At 37.0% G+C, this 25,372-nt stretch carries 18 protein-coding genes; 13 read left to right on the top strand and 5 right to left on the bottom strand.

What is annotated here, in order from left to right; translation table 11 throughout:
- Positions 1-24 precede the first annotated feature (24 nt).
- From ABD005_RS10440 to prsR, 4 genes are read left to right on the top strand one after another with little or no spacing between them, the layout of a single operon-like run.
- Positions 25-1,083: an efflux RND transporter periplasmic adaptor subunit gene (locus ABD005_RS10440; RefSeq protein ID WP_343817361.1), complete on the top strand. Its 1,059-nt coding sequence runs from the start codon at positions 25-27 to the stop codon at positions 1,081-1,083.
- A gap of 6 nt (positions 1,084-1,089) precedes the next feature.
- Positions 1,090-4,143 (top strand): efflux RND transporter permease subunit, encoded by a 3,054-nt coding sequence (locus ABD005_RS10435; protein ID WP_343817360.1) that lies wholly within the window; start codon positions 1,090-1,092, stop codon positions 4,141-4,143.
- Between the two features lie 41 nt (positions 4,144-4,184).
- The gene (gene prsK, locus ABD005_RS10430) at positions 4,185-6,215 is read left to right on the top strand and encodes an XrtA/PEP-CTERM system histidine kinase PrsK (RefSeq protein ID WP_343817359.1); all 2,031 of its coding nucleotides are present in this window, start codon (positions 4,185-4,187) and stop codon (positions 6,213-6,215) included.
- Positions 6,216-6,238: 23 nt separating this feature from the next.
- Positions 6,239-7,588 (top strand): PEP-CTERM-box response regulator transcription factor, encoded by a 1,350-nt coding sequence (gene prsR, locus ABD005_RS10425; protein ID WP_215981303.1) that lies wholly within the window; start codon positions 6,239-6,241, stop codon positions 7,586-7,588.
- A gap of 71 nt (positions 7,589-7,659) precedes the next feature.
- On the opposite strand, the gene ABD005_RS10420 is transcribed toward prsR, so the two are convergent.
- The 5 genes from ABD005_RS10420 to ABD005_RS10400 form a co-directional block, all read right to left on the bottom strand.
- Positions 7,660-8,703, bottom strand: a complete 1,044-nt coding sequence (locus tag ABD005_RS10420) for an XrtA/PEP-CTERM system-associated ATPase (RefSeq protein ID WP_343817358.1) — start codon at positions 8,701-8,703, stop codon at positions 7,660-7,662.
- A 1-nt stretch (position 8,704) separates the two neighbouring features.
- Positions 8,705-10,312 carry a TIGR03016 family PEP-CTERM system-associated outer membrane protein gene (locus ABD005_RS10415; RefSeq protein WP_343817357.1) on the bottom strand — a complete coding sequence of 536 codons (1,608 nt, stop codon included), beginning with the start codon at positions 10,310-10,312 and terminating at the stop codon, positions 8,705-8,707.
- Positions 10,272-11,153 carry an XrtA-associated tyrosine autokinase gene (locus ABD005_RS10410; RefSeq protein WP_215981300.1) on the bottom strand — a complete coding sequence of 294 codons (882 nt, stop codon included), beginning with the start codon at positions 11,151-11,153 and terminating at the stop codon, positions 10,272-10,274. Before ABD005_RS10410 ends, ABD005_RS10415 begins: the two co-directional genes overlap by 41 nt.
- 2 nt (positions 11,154-11,155) lie before the next feature.
- On the bottom strand, positions 11,156-12,742 hold the full coding sequence (locus ABD005_RS10405; RefSeq protein ID WP_215981299.1) for an XrtA system polysaccharide chain length determinant: 1,587 nt from the start codon (positions 12,740-12,742) through the stop codon (positions 11,156-11,158).
- 93 nt (positions 12,743-12,835) lie between these two features.
- The gene (locus tag ABD005_RS10400) at positions 12,836-13,471 is read right to left on the bottom strand and encodes an XrtA/PEP-CTERM system exopolysaccharide export protein (protein ID WP_215981298.1); all 636 of its coding nucleotides are present in this window, start codon (positions 13,469-13,471) and stop codon (positions 12,836-12,838) included.
- Positions 13,472-13,670: 199 nt separating this feature from the next.
- On the opposite strand from ABD005_RS10400, the gene ABD005_RS10395 reads away from it, so the two are divergent.
- The 9 genes from ABD005_RS10395 (at position 13,671) to ABD005_RS10355 (ending at position 25,300) form a co-directional block, all read left to right on the top strand.
- Positions 13,671-15,074, top strand: a complete 1,404-nt coding sequence (locus ABD005_RS10395) for a TIGR03013 family XrtA/PEP-CTERM system glycosyltransferase (RefSeq protein ID WP_215981297.1) — start codon at positions 13,671-13,673, stop codon at positions 15,072-15,074.
- Between the two features lie 4 nt (positions 15,075-15,078).
- Positions 15,079-15,945, top strand: a complete 867-nt coding sequence (locus tag ABD005_RS10390) for an XrtA system polysaccharide deacetylase (RefSeq protein ID WP_343817356.1) — start codon at positions 15,079-15,081, stop codon at positions 15,943-15,945.
- A gap of 74 nt (positions 15,946-16,019) precedes the next feature.
- Positions 16,020-17,066: a FemAB family XrtA/PEP-CTERM system-associated protein gene (locus ABD005_RS10385; protein ID WP_343817355.1), complete on the top strand. Its 1,047-nt coding sequence runs from the start codon at positions 16,020-16,022 to the stop codon at positions 17,064-17,066.
- Positions 17,067-17,071: 5 nt separating this feature from the next.
- Positions 17,072-18,334: a TIGR03087 family PEP-CTERM/XrtA system glycosyltransferase gene (locus tag ABD005_RS10380; RefSeq protein WP_343817354.1), complete on the top strand. Its 1,263-nt coding sequence runs from the start codon at positions 17,072-17,074 to the stop codon at positions 18,332-18,334.
- The gene (xrtA, locus tag ABD005_RS10375) at positions 18,327-19,823 is read left to right on the top strand and encodes an exosortase A (protein WP_343817353.1); all 1,497 of its coding nucleotides are present in this window, start codon (positions 18,327-18,329) and stop codon (positions 19,821-19,823) included. The genes ABD005_RS10380 and xrtA overlap by 8 nt, the downstream gene beginning before the upstream one ends.
- Positions 19,816-20,919, top strand: a complete 1,104-nt coding sequence (locus ABD005_RS10370) for a TIGR03088 family PEP-CTERM/XrtA system glycosyltransferase (RefSeq protein WP_343817352.1) — start codon at positions 19,816-19,818, stop codon at positions 20,917-20,919. Before xrtA ends, ABD005_RS10370 begins: the two co-directional genes overlap by 8 nt.
- Positions 20,920-20,923: 4 nt before the next feature.
- Entirely contained in the window at positions 20,924-22,870 is a 1,947-nt protein-coding gene (locus ABD005_RS10365; protein WP_343817351.1) for an XrtA/PEP-CTERM system amidotransferase, read from the top strand.
- Between the two features lie 16 nt (positions 22,871-22,886).
- Complete coding sequence (locus ABD005_RS10360) at positions 22,887-24,101, top strand: TIGR04063 family PEP-CTERM/XrtA system glycosyltransferase (RefSeq protein ID WP_343817350.1); 1,215 nt, start codon at positions 22,887-22,889, stop codon at positions 24,099-24,101.
- Complete coding sequence (locus tag ABD005_RS10355) at positions 24,101-25,300, top strand: glycosyltransferase family 4 protein (protein WP_343817349.1); 1,200 nt, start codon at positions 24,101-24,103, stop codon at positions 25,298-25,300. The genes ABD005_RS10360 and ABD005_RS10355 overlap by 1 nt, the downstream gene beginning before the upstream one ends.
- The last annotated feature ends 72 nt before the right edge of the window (positions 25,301-25,372 follow it).

Here is a 25,372-nt window from a genome sequence, read left to right as displayed (position 1 = left end):
GAACCTGTTGGTCTTATGTGAATTATGAAAAAATTTCTTGGTTATCTTACTTGTAGTCTATTGATATATTGTTTTTTTTCAAATATTAGTCATGCCCAATCTTATAAAGTTAACGCAATAAAAGCGGAGCCTTTTATTTATGAAATTAACCGTACAGGTAAATTAGCATTTAAAAGAACGTTGAACCTTTCATTTAAAACCAGTGGCTTCTTAGAAGAATTAAATGTTGATGAAGGGGATCGCTTTTCTGCAGGACAAATATTGGCAGAGCTAGATGCTTTTGAGTTAATCGCTGAAAAAAACTCTACTTACGCAAGTTTATTACAAGCAAAACAAAATGTGCAGCGCACAGAATTACTCTTAGCAAAAAAGCTTAGCTCACAACAAGCACTCGATAACGCTAAAACCGCGGTTGAAACTACTCGCGCTCGCTATAAAGTTGCGCAATATAATTTAACTAAAGCACAGCTTATTGCACCTTTTAATGGTGTTGTTTTAAGGCGTTTTACTGAGTTAGGTGAGTTACAAAATCCAAGTCAGACAGCATTACAATTAGCAGCATTAACCGATAACTTAGTTGCTAGAGTGACGGTAACTACCAATGAGATAGGTATGGTGACACTTAATCAAAAGGTTAATGTAAACTTGACTCCTTATGGAAAAGTTACGGGCTTCATCAGTAAAATTCCGGTGATTGCTGATCAAAGCAGTCAATTATTTACTTTAGAAGTACTATTACCCGATATTGATGCCACAAAAGTTGCTGTGGGTCAGTTTGTTGATGTAATGATAAATACTAAGAGTGAATATTATACTTACCGCTTACCTATTGCCGCGTTAAACAGTATTGATGATGAAGGGAATGCATTAATAACACTGATTAACAATGATAATCAAAATGAATCTTCGCCAAACCACTATACTCAAGCTTTTAAAATTATTAAATTAAGTAATGATTATATTTATTTAGCAGCTCAAGCAGGCTCCCTACCCTTATTTGTGGTAACTAATGGCTGGCAAAAATTACTTAATGATTCCGCAACTGAAAGTATTACAACTAACACTTCGGCAAGCCATGAGTAATTTATAATGAAACTGCCTACTTTAGCGATAAAAAACGCACAGTTTACGTTAACCATTGCCTTACTTTTAGTGCTTGTCGGTGTGGTTTCTTATTTAAATATGCCTCGCTCTGAAGATCCGCAATTTGATTTACCCGTAAGTATTATTGAAGTGGTTTACCCTGGAGCGTCACCTAGCGATATTGAAACGCTTGTAGTAACCCCCCTTGAGCAAGAAATTAACGATATTGAAAACATTAAAAAAATAGAATCAAAAATACATGACGGGGCTGCACGGATCACAATTGATTTTTTACATGGTACCAACTCTGAAGCGGCTTTTAATAAAGTAAAACAAGCTGTATCAACCGTACGTCCAACCTTACCTAGCGGGATTGCTCAATTACGCGTAGTAAAAATTACCCCAAGTGGTGTCGCTATTATGCAGTTGGCGTTATGGACCGATCCTGTTGACTATAAAACCATGGAGTTTCAGGCCAAACTACTTGAAAAGCGTCTTGAAACTATTGCCAGTGTTCGTAAGGCTGATATTTGGGGCTATCCAAGACAAATTATTGCGGTTGATATTAATTTGGCTGCTTTAAAGCAATATGGTTTAGCCATAAGTGATGTTAATCAACTTTTAGAGGGGCGTGCACTTAATATTACTCCAGGGTTCGTTGATGCCAATATACGACGCTTTAACGTTAAGGCTAGCGGTAACTTCACTGAGCTTGCTGATATTGAAAAAACAGTGATTACAAGCGGCGAATATGGCGTAGTTAGAGTAACGGATATAGCTAAGGTGGGTTTTGCTGATGCGGAGCCTGATTACTTAGCGTATTTTGATGATAAGCCAGTTATTTTTATTACTGTGGAGCAACGAGAGAAAACCAATATATTTTCACTAACTAAAGCCATAGATACTGAGTTACAGCGCTTTAAAGAAACCTTACCAGCAGGAGTAGAACTGACAAAAATATTTCAACAAGCTGACAGTGTAAATACTCGGGTTAATGGTTTTTTTAGTAATTTAGTTCAGGGTTTAGTGATTGTTGGGATATTAGCATTACTCTTTTTAGGAGTGAGAGAGTCTTTAGTGGTTATCACCGCTATTCCAGTTTCTTTTCTTATTGCTATTGGTTGGTTAGATTTTAGTGGTTACGGCTTGCAGCAAATGTCTATTGTCGGGCTTATTATTGCGCTAGGTTTGTTAGTCGATAACGCCATAGTGGTTACAGAGAGTATTCACCAAGAGAAAAAATCAGAAAAAAATATCAAGCAAGCAGCGGCTAAAGGTACAAGTAAGGTGGCTTGGGCTATTTCAAGCGGAACGATTACCACTATGCTGGCTTTTTTACCTATGTTGATGATTCAAAGTAATACCGGAGACTTTATTCGTTCTATGCCAGTAACGGTTGTTTTAGTGCTTTTTGCTTCGTTACTTGTTGCTTTAACGATAACACCGTTGCTCTCAAGTAAATTACTCGCTTATCAGTCAAAAAACGTTGAAGATAAAGGGTTTAAAACTTTACAGCATTACGTTAATCGCTTTGCTCATGGTAGTTACGTAAGTTTCTTAAGTAAGCTAATTAATCAACGCTTTTTAGTGATTGTTGCTAGCCTTATTTGTTTAGTTATTATGTTGTCTTTATTTGGCAAAGTGGGTGTCAGTTTATTTCCTAAGGCTGAAAAGCCGATGTTGCAAATTAATGTCATGACCCCAGAAAACTCATCGCTTCAATACACTAATGAGGTTATGCAGCAAGTCAGTGCTCATATGAAGCAATTTACTTTGGTTGATAAAGTGGCGTTGAATATAGGCAACTCTAACCCGCGTATTTATTACAACGAAGTGCCTAAGCGTGGTATGGCTCGTTTAGGTCAAGCGTTAGTAACACTAACTCATTATGATACTGATGAGGTGAACCAATTAGTCAGTAAACTACGCGAAGATTTTAATCATTGGCAACAAGCTGAAATAACCGTAAAAGAATTCACTCAAGGCCCTGTTACCGATCAAGTGATTGCCATTCGTTTATTGAGTGAATCCCTTACTGACTTAGCACAAGTGGCTAACGATTTAGAAAATAAAATGCGACAAACTCAAGGGGTGGTGAATATAGACAACCCTATTGGTATGGCAAATACCGAGCTTGTTTTAGACATTAACTACCAACAAGCTGCCTTAAGCGGCGTTAATATTCACCGTTTAGACACATCAATAAAAACAATATTGTCGGGTACACAAATTGGAATGTTTAATGATGTTAACGGTGAAGACTACCCTATAGTGGTTCGCCGAAATAATCCTGATATTAATGGTTTATCGGCGGTTGAAATAATCAATAATCAAGGGGTTGCCATACCGTTAGAGCAGTTAGCTACTCTTGAACTTAAAAAAGCAGGTAGCGATTTTTTTCATTATCAAAAATTACGTATGGCTAAAGTTTCTGCCGATGTGGCAACCGGACACTCTGTTGGAGTGTTAACACAGCAGTTAGTTGATTATTTAGAACAATATAACTTACCGCTGGGTATGCATTACACTTTAGGAGGTGAGGAAGAATCAAGACAAAAAAACTTTGCCGGTTTAACGCAAATAATGCTAATTACCGCTATTGGCATATTTGCGGTATTAGTACTGCAATTTAAATCTATTTTACAGCCCATTATTATTTTTAGCTCTATTCCATTTGCCATGGCAGGCTCTATTATTGGTTTATATATTACGGGGCTGTCTTTTTCGATGATGGCATTTGTTGGCTTAATTAGTTTATTTGGTATTGTGGTCAATAATGCGATTATTTTAATTGATTGCAGTAATACTAATTTACGTTCAGGGCTTGATAAAAAATCAGCCATACTACAAGCAAGCTCAACCCGTTTTACCCCTATTTTACTAACCACATTAACAACCATTGGTGGATTAATACCGTTAACGCTATTGGGTGGTGTATTATGGCAACCTCTAGGCGTAGTATTAATTTCAGGGCTTTTTATTTCGGCGTTATCTAGCTTTATACTCGTTCCTATATTGACTGACGTTTTCACAAAAAATACAAATTTAAAGGATTACTAAACATCGGTTGTGTGTTTATTAGTAGTACCTAGGGAGTTTTCATGGAAGTTATTGGCACATCAGGTTATTTTCTCGCGGCCTGTGCTTATCTTATTTTTATTTTATTATTGCTGGCGGCAGGTAATAAAGCCTTATCTGGCCGACTAATACTATTCACTGCAGTGCTTACGTTATTTTCAACCTTAATGGCTGCATTTCACTCCTTAGGGTCTTATTCATTAATTTTTGTACTTGCTATTGAAACCTTTAAATTAGCGGCTTGGTCGGTATTAATATTAAGTACCCAAGAAAATTTACAAAATGTTAAAGCGCTGGTTAGTAATAAAAAAGTTAAACAATATTTACTTATTTGGGCTGTATTATCACTGGGTTGTTGGGGAATGGCGTTATATGTTCCCGATAGTACTAAATACTTATTTTCATTATTTTTATTACTGAATTTATGGCTATTGGTGTTGTTAGAGCAACTCTATCGTAATGCTGACGTTAAAGTTAAGTGGGCGCTTTGGTCTTTAGTGATAGCGCTTGGCATGATCACTGTATTTGATTTTGTGTTATTTGCACAAGCGGCAATGGTTAATCAACTCGACTTTTCTTATTGGTATGCGCGAGGCTTTATCATAGCGATAGGCATGCCGCTTATTCTGATAAGTACCCGACGTATTAAAGACTGGTCGGTTAATGTTTTTGTTTCAAGAGAAGTGGTTTTTTATAGCTCTATGCTATTAATTTCAGGGATTTATTTACTGTTATTAGCATTAGCTGGTTATGTTATTAACTATGTTGGTGGTGCTTGGGGTGAAGTAATCAGTATTGCTTTTATTATTTTGGGCGGCTCAGTTTTAGCGGCATTATTAATAACAGAAAAACTAAGAAGAGAAGTTAAAGTATTTATTACTAAACACTTTTTTGCTAACAAATATGACTATCGCGCAGAGTGGTTAAAGTCGATAGAACAGCTTGAAATAGGCGCTAGTGATGATTTTTATCAAACCGCGACGCAAATTATTTGCTCTTCATTGAATATTCATCAAGGTGCGTTAGTAAAAAAAATAGCGAAAGGAAATTATGAATGTCAGTATCAATATCATTATACACTTGCGGCACAATTGCACTACTTAACAGAGGTAGATGATTTTTGTCAGCAACACGGCTGGATTATTGATGTCCGAGAACTTGCTATTGTTGAAAAAAGCTACCCAGGTTTATCAATAGACTACGAACAATTTAACTCTCAAAACATTGATATTATTATTCCTATTTTTATGAAAAAAGAGGTTTATGGGTTCTTTTTACTCGCGATGCCAGAAGACCAAGGATTATTAAACTTTGAAGATCGAGATTTATTATTCGCCTTATCTAAACAATTAAGTAACTATTTATCGTTAAATGAGGCTAATGCACGCATTGCCGAGTCTAAGCAGTTTGATGCTTTTAATCGTATGTCTGCTTTTTTGGTACATGATTTAAAGAATATCCAAGCACAACTCGGGTTGATTAACAGTAACGCTATACGTCACCGTAATAATCCAGCATTTATTGATGACGTTTTTGAAACCATTGAATCAGCAAACGAGCGACTTGATAAAGTTCTTAATCAATTAAGAAATAAACAAGTTGCTGAATCTGAAAAGAAAAAAATAAATATTGCGGAGGTTATCCGCCAAGTTATTTCACAGCGTAATATTCAACTACCTACTGTATCTATAGAAACACTTATTGATAGTACGATAGAAATAGACCTAGAGACATTTTCATCGGTATTGAATCATTTACTACAAAACGCACAAGAAGCGACAAATGAAAATGGCTGGGTTAAAATAAACACAGAAATAATAGAAGGAAACCTGCATATTGCCATTATTGATAATGGTTGTGGTATGTCAGCTGATTTTATTAAACAAAGACTATTTAAACCATTTGATACCACTAAAGGTAATGCAGGTATGGGAATTGGTGTATACGAAGCCAAGCAATTTATTGAAAGTATTGGCGGTAATATGCAAGTCACTAGTTTTGAAAATAAAGGGACTATTTTTACGTTAAATATCCCGACAATAACAAAAGATTAATAGACAAAGGAAGTAGCGTCGCAATGGAAAAGTTATTGATTGTTGATGATGATATAGGTATTCAAAAGCAACTAAAGTGGAGCTTAGCAGATTACGAGGTTGTATTAGCTGACTCAAGACAAAGCACTATTGCTGCAGTAAGACGCCATGAGCCTAAGGTAGTTACTTTAGATTTAGGTCTACCACCTGATGCTGCTAATGCCAGTGAAGGGTTAGCAGCACTTAAAGAAATATTAGAAATAGCGCCACATACTAAAGTGATTGTTATTACGGGTAATGATGACCGTACTAATGCATTAAAGGCCATTGAAATGGGCGCGTATGATTTTTATCAAAAGCCTGTAGATTCCGATATTATCAATGTTATTGTTTCAAGAGCCTTTAGTTTATCTACCATAGAAAGTGATAACCGCAGCATGAAGTCTGTAGCGGGCTGTGAGAGCGGTATTATTGGTAGTAGTGAGAGCATAGACCGTTTACGTGTTATGGTGCAAAGAATTGCGCCTACAGAGATTACAGCGCTATTGCTAGGTGAAAGTGGTACGGGTAAAGAAGTGACCGCGAAAGCAATTCACAGTGTTAGCAACCGTAGCAAAAGTCCTTTTGTTGCCATTAACTGTGCCTCTATTCCTGAAAACTTATTAGAAAGTGAGCTCTTTGGTTTTGAAAAAGGCGCTTTTACCGGTGCTCATAAAACCACATTAGGTAAAATAGAATGTGCTCAAGGCGGTACACTATTTTTAGATGAAATTGGCGATATGCCTTATCAGCTGCAAGCAAAGCTATTACGTTTCTTACAAGAAAAAGTAATAGAGCGCTTAGGCGGTAGAAAAGAAATCCCGGTTGATGTTCGTGTTGTTTGCGCTACCAACCAAAACTTAGAAGAAATGGTCGCTAATAAAACATTCAGAGAAGATTTGTTTTATCGTATAACAGAGATAACACTAAATATTCCGCCGTTGCGTGACAGAGATGAAGACGTACTTATTTTAGCTAACTTTTTCTTACAGCAATATGCAGCTGAATATAAAAGAAATGTTAAATCGTTTGCTAATGATGCCATGTACGGACTAAAAAGCCATCGTTGGCCAGGTAATATCCGTGAGTTACAAAATAAAGTTAAATCAGCGGTAATTATGAGCACCACAAATCAAGTAACAGCCTTTGATTTAGGCTTTTTTGATAAAGAAAATGCTGAATATGAATTATCATTGAATTTACGAACAGTGCGTGAGCAGGCTGAAACGATAGCAATTCAAAAAGCTTATGCATTAACTGAGGGGAATATGTCAAAAGCGTCAGAGCTTTTAGGTATTACACGCCCTACTCTTTATTCGCTTATTGAAAAGTATGGAATAGCGATTAACGTATAGTTAATTAAAGGGAATATAAATTCCCTTTTTATCCGATAGAAAAAATAGCAAGTTTTTGAGTCAGAAAGTGTTTAGCTTTCTGACTCTTTTGTTTGTAATTCAGCGTATTGCTTACTTTTTTGCTTAAGTAATTTATCTATATAGCGTGTCATTTTTACTTTTTCTTGAATAGTCGTTTCTAATATTTCTTCGACTTCACGTAAAACATTTTTAATATGTTCAACGTTTTCACTTGAGTTAACAACCACTGGCGTTGTGGTGTTATTATCAAAAGCCTCATTTGGGTTACCGTTTAAAGAGCCTGTTAATTCAACTGACATTTCTTCGGCAACTTCATTAATTGCGGCGCAGCTAATCGTGTTTAATTCTTCTAAAAAGCCAAATAGTAATAAGCGATCGACAAAAATATTAATTTTTCGTGGTACACCCAGAGTTTTCTCAAAAATCAATTGAAAAGCATCATCAGAAAAAAGCGCTTCTTTATTACAGTTAGCTTGCTGTAATCTATGATTAATATAATTTTTAACTTCATCTACATCTAAGGGCTTTAAGTGAGCTGAAGCAATAATTCGTTGTCTAAACTGCTCCATATCAGGTGCCGAAATAATTCCCTTTAGCTCCTCTTGCCCTAACAGAAAACTTTGAATAAGTGGTTTATTATCTAATTGAAAGTTAGATAACATACGCAGCTCTTCAACGGTCTCAGCAGGTAAGTTTTGTGCTTCATCAACTAAGAGTAAAGCGCGCTTTCCTTGTTTGTTGAGCGTAATTAAAAAGTTTTCAATCGCTTGTAAAATATCAGCTTTATTATTACTTTTAACATTAATTTTAAACTCTGATGCGACCAATTCAAGTAGTTCTTCAGGAGATAATTTAGTTGTAACTAATTGTGCAGCAACAATATTTTCATCACCAAGGTTAGCTAATAAATTACGTGCTATAGTGGTTTTACCCGTACCTATAGGGCCAGTTATAACAATAAAGCCCTCCCCTTGATCTAGGCCATATTGTAAATACGATAACGCTCTTTGGTGGTGGCTTGTCGCAAAGAAAAATCGAGGATCTGGGCTTAATTGAAATGGTCGTTCAGTAAAGCCATAGTAACTTTCATACATATTAAAAATCTTTTGTTATATTGATAGAGGCTCTGACTTCATTATAGGTTCTATCAATGACCGATGACTCCCTATCTAGAAATCTTAAGGTAAAGAAAGCACTTAATGATGAAGCTAACTCTCGAGAATAAGTCGTTGATATCGATTTATAAATATCTTTTTGTCGGCTGCCATTAGGGTTATTTTTATCGAAAGTATTTTCACTGTAGCTCACTAGAAAGTCTAATGCACTTCTCGCGCTAGTTTTACGAGATATTTTAAAGTCAGCTGTTATATAGTCATCAATAATATGCGTACTTAACGCCTCTCTTTCTCTCGTTGAGGCGGTAAATTTAAATGAAGTACGTGAAAGGTTTAGTGTTGACGTCCAAAGTAAGCGCTTATTTAAAGTAAATTCATTATTTTCAACAGGCACTAAATTGTTGAATGCCACTAATTGATAATTAGTAGTATCACTAGGTGGTTGTGCTGCGGATAAGCAGTCGCTTGATGCTGTATCTTGTGAAACTGGTGATAGACACCAAAAATCGCCTGACTTTTCTTCTTGATAAGAGTATCGGTCAAATATTTCAATAGTTTCAGTATAGTAAATAAGGTTCTTTAGGCGTTTAGTTTGATGTGTTAATTCAAAGTTATATGAATCGCCAAAAAAGCGCTGATTGTAGCCAGCTTTTAATGAAGTTCTAGCGGAAGGCTGCCAATCAACGTTTGCTGCAAGATAGTCATCACTATTATCATTGCCTTCTTGTACGTAGTTGTATGAAACATCTAACGTAAAGTTCTTGGTCGCTAACCACTGAACACCTGGGCCCCATGATGGCGTAGTGTCAGGGTTGGTAGCTGGAATGTTTCCTGTAATCCTTTCATTATAATAGCGAATAAAAGGATTAAGTCGCCAAGAGGTTATTGCCCCTAATTTACTTTCTAAACTATAGTTCTCACCCTGTAAGCTATTATTTTTAAGGTTAGAGAAATTGCCAGTAATTTGCCAAAAAATAGCCCTAGCTGCGTTACCGTTTTTACTATTTAGTATCGCAGTATACCCGTTACTATCACCTATATTATCTTCAGATTCTGTTACGCTGTAGATTATTGATGAATCTAGAATATGATGACTATTTTGAATATTATACTGCAAACCTGCACTATGGATCTGTCGTTGTACGGTATCGCCAGACACTAAATCAGCAAGGCTGTTATTGCTATTACTCTGACTTACATTACTAATGTCTGAGCTAATAATAAGCTGAGGGCCTGATGACCATAGTGAAAATAAACCTTCAAGCTGCATGGTTTGAAAGTCATCATTTAAATCACTGTTATGACTGTATGCCGCTAGGGTTTCTGTGCCTGAAAATGAAATTAAAGCATCTTTAGATTGAAAATTAGCATCAAAGCCAAAAATCAACTGGCTAACAAAGCTTGATGTTTGCTCTTGCTTGGTTAGTTCTACATTATCACTAAAGGTCTCAGTGAAGCCTAAAGATGGAACAAAAGTCCACTCTCCAGCTAGTGTTGTTGGTGATAAGATAAAGCAAGCAGCTAAAAGCGCTGGTTTTTTTGCCACTTTATTTATTTTTTCTACCGTAGCCATAACCGTAATAGCCATAGACATCCTTTTTAGACCTGAGTGTTTTGTTCATCACTATGCCAACAGCTATATCTTTATTGAGCTGTGAAACTGCATTTTTCACGTCATCAACTTTAGTTTTAGACTCTTCAACAACAACAATAGCTTGTCCAACTAAGTCAGATAAAACTGGTGTTTCTGTTACACCGATAATAGGTGGGCAATCAAAAATAACGATACGATCTGGGTAACGTTCAGCTAACTCTTTTGCTAGCTTAGCCATACGTTCACTGGCTAATAATTCATTGGTTAAATGATGAGGTTTACCTGCTGGAATAAGTTTTAGGTTATCAATATTGGTACTATAAATAATATCTGATAACGATGTTACCTCGGCAAGTAAATACTCTAACAACCCTTTTTTGCTTTCAAACTCTAATTCTCTATGAAGACTTGGGCGTAATACATCCGCATCTACTAACAACACGGTTTTATCTTGTTCTAAAGCAATACTAAGCGCCAAGTTAATAGCTATATAGGTTTTACCTTCATTGGGGCTTGAGCTGCTAACCATAATGAGGTTGCTATGGTTTAATGTTTTTGCTGCAAGACCAAAGGCATTATTGATTAATTTACGCTTTATATGGCGAAACTCTTCTTGGATATGGTGGGTACTATTCGCACTATAAATAAAGCCGCGTTCATTTAAGCGCTCACCATTTAGTATAATTTTGTCTTTCTTTACTATGTTTTCGCTGGCGACGGTTTGTGGTGATACCACAACAGTTTCTTCTATTGCGTTATTATCTTTAGTGTCGTTAATATTATTTGATTGCTCAGCTTGTTTTTGTTTAGCCAAGGCTTTTTCAATAGTACTCATGGCTAAAAAATCCTTTTAAGTGGTGCTTGAATGGCGTCAGGAAATAAAAAATAACTAATAAAAGCACTTAACACTAACAGTAACATGATGTTTGAGGCGATAAATATGAAGGTCTTTTTTCTATTCCAGTTTTGTAAACCCAGATTTGCATTTGCTGATACAACACCAAAGATAGGCACACCAGTGACTTTAGCTAGTTGAGTTACCGAGGTTGCCACAGGAGATAATTGGCTCATTAAAAATGATAAAGCAACACCAGTACCTAAACCTAATACGGTGACAACGCCAAATAATACAAATCGCGCAGGACCTGAGGGTTTGGTTGCTGCTCGCGGTGGGTCTATCACTTTAAATTGAATTTTATCCGTGGTTTCATTAGCTTCTTGGGCTAGTTGTGCCGTGGCACGTCGTGATATTAACTGTAAGTACTCTTTATTTTTAAGTTCGTAATCGCGTGTTAATTCTTTAAATTTAGCTTCTACTTCAGGTAGGGTGTGTATTTTTCCCTCAAGATCAATAACCTGTTGGTGATAGTCACTTGCTCTAACATTTAAAGAGGCAATTTGGTTTTCTAAGGTATTGATTTGAATTTGCACTTCTTGAATAACAGGGTTGGTACTTAATCGGTTTAATGTACCGTCATCACCTGAACGTAGTTCAAGATATTTTTTAATTTCATCCGAGCGTTGTTTTTTTAAATGAGTAAGACTACGAGTCACTTCAACTACATCGGGGTGTTTGTCGGTATAGCGTAAAGATAAACCGTCAAGTTGAGTTTCTAGTTCACTAATACGATCATCAAAGGTAGTTTGTATTGAGGTTTCTGATTTGATTTCATTACCTTCGGTCGTTTTAGTATTAACAGATTGTGATAACTGTAGTTTTGCAGATTCGAGCTGGGTCTTTTTTTCTAATATTTCCAGGTTTATTGCTTTTAGCTGTTCTTTACTGCTATTGAGTTTATTGTAATAACCGCCTGATTGACCCGGTAAAACGTCACTATTTCTTTGTTTGAAGTTAGTTAAACGCGCATCTCTTGCTAATAACTCATTTTTACGGTCTTTAATTTGCGCATCTAAGAATTTTTGAGCACTGTCAGAATCGTTACGAGTATCACCCAGCGTATTTTCAATAAAAACAGTTAGTGCGGACTGTACAATGTTTTTAGCCATCTCAGGATCTTTATGCTGAATAGATAAAGTATAAATGTTCTCTCGACCACCACTTGAAATTTTAATTTTTTCTTTTAATCCTTTAATAATAATTTCAAACTCTTCAGGGGTATTGGCTTGTACGTCAAGATCAGTCATACGAGCAATTCGCTCTAAATTAGGTCGGCTTAATAAGGTTTTTACCATTAAGTTAATTTGGATGTTTGGATTGGTTTCAACAGTGAGTCCTTTTAATAAAGGGCGTAGTAGCGATTGAGTATCTACATAAACACGAGCTTCAGATTTATAAACATTGGGCATTATTGATACTAAGTACCAGCCAACAGGACATATAAGCCAAGTCGCAATAATAATATAACGACGTTTTAGCCATATACCCTTAAGATAATCAATAATGTCTTCAAATACTTCTTGCATTCCTAACGTTTAACTCCATGTTTTTTATATGATAAATAGCAGAAAACCCTTGGGTCTTTCTGCTAGGCTTGCTTGTAGATGGTTACTAAATGATTAAAACCACGCTTCAGGTATAATAATTATGTCACCAGGTAACATATCAACATTGGCGCTAATTTCGCCGTCTCTCAGTAAATCGTCAATCATTATTTCGTATTGTTTTTGCTTACCATTCTCTACACGAATTAATACGGCATCATTACCGTCAGCAAATTCAGTTAAACCACCCACTTGAATCATAACGTCAAGTAAAGACATATTCTGAGTGTAATTAATTGCTTGGGGTTGTGCTGCTTCACCTATAACACGTATTTGTTCGCTAAAAGGGCCAACAAAGCTTTGAACGGTTACCGTTACTATCGGGTCACGTAGATAAGTTGCAAGAGTTTCTTCTATTGAACGAGCTAGTTCTGTGGGGGTTTTTCCTGCGACTTTAATGTCTTCAACCAATGAGGTGGTAATCATACCATCAGGTCTGACAACAAAAGAGCCTGAAACTTCGGGGTTACGCCAGACAAAAATATTAAGCACATCACCGGCACCAATTAAATATTTGTATGAATTAATATCTGTAGTAGTTGAGGGCTGTACGGTTGCGGTAGGTAGCGTATTTGAACTACAGCCGCTAAATAAAGCAGCAGTAATAAGCACCAAGAAAACTTTGGCTGTTTCGGTAAAACGTATATCCATGGTTAATACCTTCATTTTGACGTTAAATTTATTTTTTATTCAAAGCCTAATTGTATGGCATTTTTGCTATTTTTAGCAATTTAAATTAACCAATGTAAATAAACAATTAACATTGGTTATTATTTTGTTAGAATAAGCGTCGTTTTTAATCGGTAAATGGTTACGCTGTAGTCATTAGTTAGAGGGAATCAGACCGATCATGTCTAGTTCAAAATTTCGAGATTTATCCGCCGGAAGTAAGTCACTAATTATCATCGAACAAATACTGTTTGTTAGCGCATTATTTTTAGCACTTTATTTTAATGAGTGGTTAGGGTTAGTTGAACATAATAATATACCTAACGGTCTTTTATTATTGTACGCCATTATTTTTGCGTTAATTAATCAATTAAGTTCTTTAGCCTTAGGACTTTACAACTCTAAATTAAGAGAGAGCTTTCGTGGCATATTTCGCAGGATGCTAATGTGTGTAGCCGTAGGATTTTTTGCTGCAACATTAATCAACCCATTTTACGGAGCATATCATTTACCTATTGAAGTAATTGCTATCGCCTCATTATTTAGTGTCGTGCTTGTTAGCTCATTTCGTTATTTAACGTTTAAAATAGATTTTTTTGGTTTTGGCAAGCGCCGAATCTTAGTGGTTGGTGCAGGACAGCGAGCTTCAATTATTGAAAAGAGAATGCGCCGAGATGTCGATAGACAAGACTTCACCGTTCATGGCTTTATTGTTATGGAAGGTGATTCTGAGGAAGGCATTAGAGAAGAGACACGTATAACACTTGATGGTTCATTAGTGAGTTATGCGCTTGAGCATGAAATTGATGAAATTGTTGTTGCTAGCGATGAGCGACGTAATAACTTACCTGTTGATGAATTGTTTGCATGTAAAATTCGCGGTATTGAAATTACCGAAATATTAGACTTTATTGAGCGTGAAACCGGTCAAATAGCGGTTAACCTGATTTACCCTAGTTGGGTAATATATTCTAATGGCTTTGCTTCTAACAATCACCTGCGCAACACCTTAGATTGGGTGTTTAATGCTTTTATGGCGTTAGGTTTATTATTAGTGACCTGGCCTATTATGCTGCTTACGGTCATTATAATTAAACTAACAGAGGGAATGCATGTTCCTGTCTTTTATCGTCAAGAGCGTGTTGGTTTAGATGGCGAACCATTCAATATTATTAAATTTCGCAGTATGCGTTTAGACGCCGAAAAAAATGGTGCGCAAATGGCTAGCGAAAATGATAACCGTATTACTAAAGTAGGTAATTATTTACGTAAGTATAGAATAGATGAACTACCTCAAATTTATAATGTATTGCGTGGGGATATGGGGTTTGTTGGTCCAAGACCTGAGCGTCCAGAATTCGTGCAACAACTGATTAAAAACATCCCTTATTATAACGAGCGTCATAATGTTAAGCCTGGCTTAACTGGTTGGGCACAGTTGAAGTACCCGTATGGTGCAACTGAGAACGACTCACTTGAAAAATTAAAATACGATTTGTATTACATTAAGCATCGTAGCTTTCTATTAGACTTACTTATTTTAATTCGTACCGTTGAAGTAGTCTTGTTTGGCAAGGGGCGTTAAGTACATGCAGTCTAATAGTAATATTGTAGATACGTTAAACGTGCCTCAAAAACAAGTAATGACAGTCGATGTCGAAGACTATTTCCATGTTTCTGCTTTTGAGAATGATATTCAAAAATCAGACTGGAAAAACTTAGAGCTACGTGTTGAAAAAAATACTTTTCGGTTATTAGAGTTGTTTGCTGAAAAAAATGCCAAGTGTACCTTTTTCACCTTAGGTTGGGTGGCTGAACGTTGCCCTGAACTAATTAAAGCAATCGTTAATGAAGGTCATGAATTAGCAAGCCACGGCTATGCTCATCAGCGTGCGACTGAAATGAACCCACAACAATTTAAAGATGATGTGGCGAAAAGTAAGCAGCTTTTAGAAGACGCTGCAGGGCAAGCCATCATTGGTTATCGCGCACCAAGCTTTTCATTTAATGATACCAACACTTGGGTCTATCAAATACTGGCTGATTTAGGCTTTGAGTATAGCTCAAGTACTTACCCGATTGAGCATGATCTATATGGTGTGCCTGAATGGCCAAGGTTTATATATAATCGTCCAGAGGGTATTTCAGAGATCCCCGTTCCAACAGTACGAAAAAATGAACAAAATACTGGTATTGGTGGCGGTGGTTATTTTCGTTTGTATCCTTATTGGTTATCGAAAAAACGTATAAATAACTATTTAGCAAATGAGCAACAGCCTTATAGCTTTTATTTTCACCCGTGGGAAATTGATCCAGACCAGCCACGTATTACGAGTGCCTCAATGAAGTCTAAACTACGTCACTATATCAACCTGTCTCGTATGGAAGGCAAAGTGGCGCGTTTATTAGAAGATTACCAATGGGACACTATGAAAAGTGTTTACTTGGGCAAGTAGCTGAGCAAACGTACTTATATGTCGTAATGATCGTTTAATCGAATAACTATCAGTTAAAAATAGAGAATGGAAACTTGAATATTAACAGCCAAATAAAAACCCTTACTTCTGATCAAGCTTGCGCTTGGGATGCTTACGTTAAAAATAATCCGCAAGGAAGTTTTTTTCATTTAAGTGGCTGGAAAAAAGTCATAGAACAAAGTTTTAATCATCCGTGCTATTTTTTGTATGTTGAAACAGAAGGCGTTATTTGTGGCGTTTTACCTTTAGTTGAAGTTAAAAGTAAATTATTTGGTCATGCACTTATTTCAACACCTTTTTGTGTTTATGGTGGTGCAATTGCTGACTCTCCTGAAATTGTGCGAGCGTTAGAAAAAGAAGCTTGCCAGTTAGCCGATAAGCTATCGGTTGATTATCTTGAACTTAGATACCAAGAAAAACAAGACTCCGATCTGTTATTGAAACAAGCGCATAGCACTTTTGGTTGTGAACTTGCTGAAGATAATGAGCAAATATTAGCGAATATTAAAAAGAAACAACGTGCAGTTATTCGTCACTCATTAAAAAATGAGCTTAACTTTTCGCTATCATCAGGCCATGAAAATTTAGCAGATTTCTATGAGTTATTATCTACTAGCTATCGTAATTTAGGTACACCAATATTTAGTAAGAGTTTTTTCACTCATATTATTGATGTTTTTGGTGAGGCTATCGATATTGCTGTGATTAAAGATAAAAATAATCAATTATCGAGTGCGGTAATGAATTTTTACTTTAATGAGCAAGTATTACCTTATTACGGTGGTGGTAATGACAGTGCTCGTGGTTTAAAAAGCGCTGACTTCATGTATTACCAAGTAATGTGTAATGCCAGTGAGAAAGGTTATCGTTGGTATGATTTTGGTCGAAGTAAAAATGATAGCGGCCCTTTTAAGTATAAGAAAAACTGGGGGATGGAGCCTAAGTCAGTGTACTACTATTACCACTTAGTTAACGCACAAGAGCTACCTAATTTAAGTCCTAACAACCCAAAATATAAATTGTTTATTCAGTTGTGGCAAAAGCTACCTTTAAAAGTTAGTCAGTTTATTGGCCCATTTTTATCTAAGTATTTGGGTTAATAGTGATGAGTAAAGAATCGCAACCTCATTTCGCTAATAATAAGGTTTCAGTCAAAGAGCCATTATTGTTTCTTTGCCACCGTATTCCGTTTCCGCCAAACAAGGGCGATAAAATTCGCTCGTTTAATATTTTAAAGAAGCTGAGTGAAACTTATGCCGTTCACTTAGGTTGTTTTATTGATGATCCTTTCGATAAGCAATATGTTGATGGACTCAATAAATATTGTGCTTCTGTCTTTCACCTTGATCAAAATAAAACCTTTTCGAAAATAAAAGGCTTATCAGGCTTTTTTACTGGCAAGCCCATAACACTCCCTTACTATTATGATAAACGTATGGCGCAGTGGACCTCTGCAATAGTCGCTGAGCATAAAATAGCAAAGGTTTTTGTATACTCTTCCTCTATGGCGCAATATTGCCAAGAAAGTCGTTATAGTGCGTTAGAGCGTGTGATTGACTTTGTTGATGTTGATTCAGATAAGTGGCGTCAATATGCACAGAAAAAACAAGGTGTCGCTAAGTGGTTTTTTAACCGTGAATATCGTTTATTAGCACAAGTTGAAGATGAAATATGCGCTGAATTTTCTCACAGTTTGTTTGTTTCTCCCGATGAAGCAGCATTATTTAGCGCACGACAACCGATAGCACTGCAAAAGTCAGTACATGGGGTGCTAAATGGTGTCGATATTGACTTTTTCGATCCACAAGCAGACTTCTCAGCAGAAAGCCTAGTACCTACCGTACCATTTATTAGTTTCACGGGCGCTATGGATTACTGGGCGAATGTCGATGCAGTATTGTGGTTTGTTAAGTACGTTTGGCCGTTTATTATTGCTAAAAACCCACAAGCTATCTTTTGTATTGTTGGCGGTAACCCAAGCAGTGAAGTGTTAGCATTGGCGGAGCAGCCTGGTATTGTTGTTACTGGCCGAGTACACGACATTAGACCATTTATTGCTAAGGCAACTTGTGTTGTTGCGCCTTTGCAAATAGCGCGAGGTATACAAAATAAAGTGCTAGAAGCTATGTCATTAAATAAAGCTATTGTGGTAACCACAATGGCGATGGAAGGTATTAACGCCAAAGAATCTAGCGGCGTTGTGATTAGTGATGAGGCAAGTGTATATGCCCAAGCTTGCCTAAAATATTTAAATGACAGCGCAGTCAATTTAAGCAATCGACAGTGGATAATAGACAACTTTACTTGGGAAAATACATTACAGCCATTACAGCAGTACTTTTCTGCAAAGGACATAATTGATGAGTAATTTAACCGGTATGACAATACGTGATAATCGCTTTATTGCTATGTTTGCATTGATTATTGTTGTGTGGGCGGTGCTCTATCAAGATGCGTTATTAAGTATGGAAGCTATATGGGCGCGCTCAGATACGTTTGCACATGGCTATTTTATTCTTCCTATTAGTTTATGGTTACTTTGGCGTGATAAAGAAAACTTACTTAGTAGCCAAGTTAAACCAAGTTGGTTGGCACTACCATTTTTATTCGGTTCACTTTTTGTTTGGTTATTTGCTTATGCAGCAGATATTAATGTTTTAGGGCAGCTTTCGGCGGTTGTTTCATTAATTTGCTTAACTTGGTTTATGGTGGGTAATAACGTTGCGTGGCATTATAAATTTCCATTAGCTTATTTATTATTTGCTGTACCGATGGGGGAAAATTTAATCCCTTGGTTACAAGACGTTACCGCTTGGTTCACTGTATTTTTCCTTGACCTTAATGGTATTCCTTTTTATCAAAATGGCCTTTATATTGAAATACCTACAGGTATGTTTGAAGTTGCCGTTGCTTGCTCGGGAATTCGTTACTTAATCGCTTCTGTTGCCGTAGGTACCTTGTTTGGTTATTTAACCTATAACAAAACCTATAAGCAAATATTGTTTGTGCTTTTTGCGATGATACTACCTATTTTAGCTAACGGAATACGAGCGTATGGCATTGTTGCTATTGCTTATTATTCTGATATGAAATATGCCACAGGAGCTGATCATTTAATTTATGGTTGGCTGTTTTTTGGTTTTGTTATCATGTTAATGTTTTGGATTGGTGGCTTTTTTGCCGATAAAGCCCCAGAAAAAACCTCAGATAACAATGCTGAAGCTGTAAACGAAGAGGGTGATAAAGCCAATAAATCGGCAACAATTAGTCGCTCTAATTATTTACTTTATTCAACTACCTTAGTTATTTTATGTGGCACTCTATTTACATTACGCTCAATACCTACGGTAGATTTAGCGGTAGAGCAAAAGCAGCAGGAAACTAGTAATTCAAGTTGGGGTATAAGCTTTGTTGATGCGATAGAAACTCGTTATGGCGTTATTCGTGGTGCTAATAACGTAAGTGTTGAAGCTTTTAAAGCGTTATACGGCAATAAACAAACCCAAGGCGAATTAATTGTTTGGCAAAATGTTACTCATAATCACGATTTGTGGACCATAGCCTCTCGCAAAGAAGTCATCATTAATAATGAACCTGCAATGCTCGTAAACTTACGCAATAGCAGAGGCTTTCCAAGAAGTTATCTTTACCAATATAAAATAGGTGATTACTTTACGGTTAATGCTAATAAAGCCAAATTAATGCAAGCATGGAATAGCTTGACTCAACAATCGGACTTTAGTGAAATTCGCGCAGTTTCTGTTAGTGGTATTACTGATCTTGAAACAGCAGAAAAAACACTTATTGCGGCATTCAATAAGCAAAGTGAATTATTTAAGGACGAAAGTGGTGAGTAATAGTAAGCCGATTATTGCTCACCTTATTTATCGTTTAGATATTGGTGGTTTAGAGCGGGTAATGCTCAATTGTATTAACCAAATGCAAGATGAGAATTACCAACATATTATTATCTCGCTTACCGATGCCAATAACTTTGCGCAAGCCGTAGATAACCCTGTCACTGTACATTGCTTGGGTAAAAAACAAGGGAGTGACTTAGGTATTCATTTTAAGTTGTTTAAACTATTAAGGCAGCTTAAACCGCAGATATTGCACACTTATAATTTACCAACAATTGAGTATCATCCTATTGCTTGGTTAGCTGGCGTGAAGGGGCATATTCATGCAGAGCATGGCCGCGATATTGGAGATCCACAAGGACTGAATAAAAAGCATAACTTTTTAAGAAAAATAATGTCGGCTTTTATTCAGTGTTATGTCTGTGTAAGTGAAGACTTACATTCTTGGTTGGTTAATCATGTTGGCATTACTCAGAAAAAAACGCTATTAATTCAAAACGGCATTAATACCGAAGTTTTTAATATTACTAAAACACCAAGCAAGCAGCTTCGTTTTGCCATTGTCGCGCGTATCACCGCAGTAAAAGATCATGCAACCTTATTAAAGGCTTTTTTATTACTCAAAAACGACATTGGCATTGATGCATTGCCACAGTTGGCCATTGTTGGTGATGGTGAACAAAGAGTAATACTTGAAACGTTCTGCCAAGAACATGAATTAAGCAACGTTGACTTTTTAGGGGCTCGAGATGATGTTGCACAAATACTCGCCAATACCGACGTATTTGTTTTATCGTCAGTGGCCGAAGGTATTCCTATGACTATTCTTGAAGCCATGTCAGCAAAAACTCCGGTGGTATCCACCAACGTTGGTGGTATTCCAGAAGTGATTACCGATGGTGTTGAAGGTTATTTAGTGGAAAAAAGTAATCCTGAAGCACTAGCTCAAGCTTTAAAGCGTTACATAAAACAACCCGAACTCATTATTGAGCATGGCGAAAATGCCCGAAATAAAGTGCTTACTAATTTTAATGAAACAAACATGGTTAATGCGTATTTGCAGCAATACAAAACGCTAGTTAAAGGACAATAAACGAATGTGCGGTATTACCGGTTTTCTCCACCTTGCAGCTGAAAAATCACTAACTGAAGCGTCAGTTAATCAACAATTATTAGCGCAAATGAATCAGGCGCAATTTCATCGTGGACCAGACGAGGGCGGCGAGTATTTAGATGAACATGTTGCACTAGGGCATCGTCGTTTATCCATTATTGACTTATCAACAGGTCAACAGCCAATGGCCAGTGATGATGGCAACTATGTGCTTATTTTCAATGGCGAAATCTATAACTTCAAAGATACCCGTATTGAGTTAGAGCAGCTTGGACATGTATTTCATAGTCATAGTGACACTGAAGTCATTCTACATGCATACATGCAATGGGGCAGTGCTTGTGTTGATAAATTACAAGGTATGTTTACTTTTGCCATATGGGATAAACAAGCGAAAACGCTATTTATTGCTCGCGATCGCTTAGGGATAAAACCATTATTCTATTCTATTATCGAGGGCACTTTATATTTTGCGTCAGAACTGAAAAGTATCACGTTAGTACCCGGGTTAAATAAAAAAATTGATGCAAAGGCTATCGAACAATATTTTGCTTTAGGCTATGCCGCAGAGCCGCATACTATCTATCAACAAGTGGCTAAATTACCTCCTGGACATACTATCACGCTACAATCCGGTAACTTGACACCTGTTATTGAACAGTACTGGGACGTGAGTTACGCACAGCAAATTAATATGTCCGAAGACGATTATATTGCCGATATGGAAAAACAATTTAAAGGCGCAGTTGCAAGTCACATGATGGCTGATGTGCCACTAGGCTCTTTTTTATCAGGAGGCGTAGACTCAAGTGCTGTTGTCGCCATGATGTCACAATTGTCTAATCCTGAAACCTTAGATGCTAATCAAGACAGTGACACGAAAAAAGCAGTTACTACTTGCTCAATAGGGTTTGATGTTAAAGATTATAATGAAACCGATTTCGCGCGCGAAGTTGCTGCAATGTACCAAACTGACCATCACGAGCAAATTGTTGCCAGCGATGATTTTGAGTTAGTTGATATTCTTGCGGGCTTATATGATGAACCTTATGCTGATAGTTCTGCTATGCCTACTTACCGTGTCTGCCAAATGGCACGCGAAAAAGTTACTGTTTGTTTATCGGGCGATGGCGCAGATGAGTTATTAGCGGGTTATCGTCGCTATGGTTTGATGATGAACGAAGAAAAAGTACGTTCTATTTTACCTTATTCGGTACGTAAGCCTATTTTTGGTACCTTAGGTAAAATCTACCCTAAAATGGATTGGGCACCACAGTTTTTACGCGCAAAAACTACTTTTCAATCATTAGCAATGGACACCGCCGAAGGCTACTTTCATGGCGTGTCATTATTAAATGATGCTCAGCGCAAGGCATTGTTTTCTGATGAATTATATCAAGAACTAAAAGGCTATACCGCACTTGAAGTGTTTAGAGAACACCAAGCCAACTTTGATGGTAATGACCCATTATCATTGATTCAATATTTAGATATTAAAACCTATTTAGTTGGCGATATTTTAACAAAAGTTGACCGTGCAAGTATGGCGCACAGCTTAGAAGTGAGAGTACCGTTTCTTGATCATAAATTTGTAGAATGGTCCGCTAAAATTCCAACAGCATTAAAGCTTAAAAACGGTTGTGGTAAATATATTTTGAAAAAAGCGATGGAGCCACACTTACCACACGATGTGCTTTATCGTAAAAAAATGGGCTTTAGAGTGCCATTAGCTGACTGGTTTAGAGGACCGTTAAAGCAAAAACTACGTGATACTTTGTTGAGTGAACAAATGCATAACAGTGGTTTATTTAATATGAACACCATTACTCAATGGTTAGATGACCATCAATCAGGTCGACGTGAATATAGCGCACCATTATGGACATTATTAATGTTTGCTTCTTTTTATAAACAAGCTGAAGCAGCATAGAAGGTACTAGAAAATAATGAAAGTTTTACATGTATTTGATCATTCAATTCCACTACACAGCGGTTATACCTTTCGTAGTCGCTCTATTTTAAAGCAACAACAAGCATTGGGTATAGAAACGTGCCATGTTACTAGCCCTAAACATGGTAATGACCAAATTGAGGTTGAAGAAGTAGACGGGCTTAAATTTTATCGTAGCGCACCTATTTCAGGGGTTATGTCAAAACTACCCGTTTTAAATCAGCTGGCGTATGTTGCGCCTATGGTTGCGCGTATTTTAGAAGTTATTGAAATCGAAAAGCCTGACATTATTCATGCTCACTCTCCAGCATTGAACGGATTAGCCGCATTAAAGGCAGGGCGCAAGTCTGGTTTACCGGTGGTTTATGAAATTCGTGCCTTTTGGGAAGATGCAGCGGTTGACCATGGTAGCTGTAAAGAAAACGACTTACGTTATCGCTTAACTCGTAAAATGGAAACCCATGTTGTTCGTCATGCCAGCGCCGTTACCACTATTTGTGAAGGCCTTAAAGGCGACTTGATTAATCGTGGCTTCCCAGAAAGTAAATTTACCGTTATTGGTAATGCCGTTAATATTGAGCAATTTGATGTAATAACAGCGCAAGACAAAACCAATAACGCTGATCTTGCTGAAACATTAGAGCTAACAGGTTGCGATGTGCTGGGGTTTTTAGGCTCTTTTTATGCCTATGAAGGGCTAGACTTAGCGATTAAGGCAATGCCAGCAATACTGGCTCACAATCCTAAGGCACGATTATTATTAGTAGGTGGTGGCCCGCAAGAGCAAAACTTAAAGCAGTTAGTAACGCTATTAGGTATTGAAGGCAAAGTTATTTTTACGGGTCGTGTCGCCCATAGTGAAGTAGGTAAGTACTATAGCTTGGTCGACTTATTAGTTTATCCGCGTAAACCTATGCGCTTAACTGAATTGGTAACACCGTTAAAACCATTAGAAGCTATGGCGCAAGGTAAACCCGTTATTGCATCTGATGTTGGTGGACATAGAGAACTGATTATTGATAACGAAACCGGTTTTTTATTTCAGGCGGGCGATGATGAACAGCTAAGTGAGCGCATCGTTGAGTTACTTGACGACAAAGAAAAATTACAAAGTGTCTTAGTTAACGGTAGAAACTACGTTGAAAATATCCGTAATTGGAAAAACAGCGTAAGTAATTACCTTCCATTATATAACTCACTGATAAAATAATGAATATTGTCGTATTAACTACACTTTACCCTAATAATATTCAGCACCGTCATGGTGTTTTTATTGAAAATAGAGTGAGAGAATTAGTTAAGCGTTATCCTGATGCTCAGGTTAAAGTGATTGCGCCTGTGCCGTATTTTCCGAGCTGGTTGCCTGTTGCCGAATATAAAAAATATAGCCAAGTAGTAACACAGGAAAAACGTAGTGGCATTGACGTTTTTCACCCTAAATACTTTGTCATTCCCAAAGTAGGAATGAATATAACACCGTATTTTTTATACCGTAGCTGCCTAAAGGCACTGAAGTCTTTAACGTTAAGCGGTTACCAAGTTGATATGATAGATAGTCATTACTTTTACCCAGATGGTATCGTCGCTGCTTGGTTAGGTAAAAAGCTGAATATTCCGGTTATGGTAACAGCGCGTGGTAGCGATATTAATGTTATTCCTGATAATGTTATTGCAGGTAAACGCATTAAACAGGCATTAATGACAGTTAATGCAAGTGCAGCGGTCTCTCAAGCTTTAGCGAATGAAATGGTCAAGCTCGCACCTCAAGCAAAACAACCTATCGTATTGCGTAATGGCGTCGATTTAGATTTTTTTACCCCTGATGCAACTCATCCAACGTTACCTTTTTCATTTGAAAAAGATGAAAAACTAATCCTAAGTGTCGGTAATTTAATTGAGTTGAAAGGGCATCACTTAATCATTGAGGCGCTAACTCAATTACCTAAGGTTAAGCTTATTGTGATTGGTGAAGGTCAAATGAGAGCCGAGTTAACGCAATTAGTGACAGCGTTAGGCTTACAAGACAGAGTATTTTTTACAGGTAACATTCAGCAAGCCGAATTACCTGGCTATTATGCTAGTGCTGATTTATTAGTGTTAGCCTCAAGTAGAGAAGGCATGCCAAACGTTTTATTAGAAGGGTTAGCATCTGGCACTCCGGTTGTGGCGACTAATGTTGGCGGTAGTGCTGAAATAATCACTCATCCCAACGCTGGCGAGTTAATTATGCAGCGAGATAGCGGTGCTATAGCAGCGAGTATTCATTCAGTACTCGCTAAGAATATTTCATCGGCTAAGGTAAGAGAGCAGGCCGAGCATTTTGGTTGGCAACAGGTTAGTGAAAAACAATACCAATTGCTTAAGCAAGTTATTAAAACTCATCAAGAGGACATCAGTCGTCATGGATAGTTTATTGTTTTTAGTTAACTTAATATCTATCGCATTTTTATGCTACTGGGCTGTTAAAAATGATAACGAGGA

The organism is Colwellia asteriadis (assembly GCF_039523295.1).
Lineage (GTDB): Bacteria > Pseudomonadota > Gammaproteobacteria > Enterobacterales > Alteromonadaceae > Colwellia > Colwellia asteriadis.
Note: the sequence above shows the minus strand (reverse complement) of the source record. Positions and strands in the feature narration are given on the sequence as shown.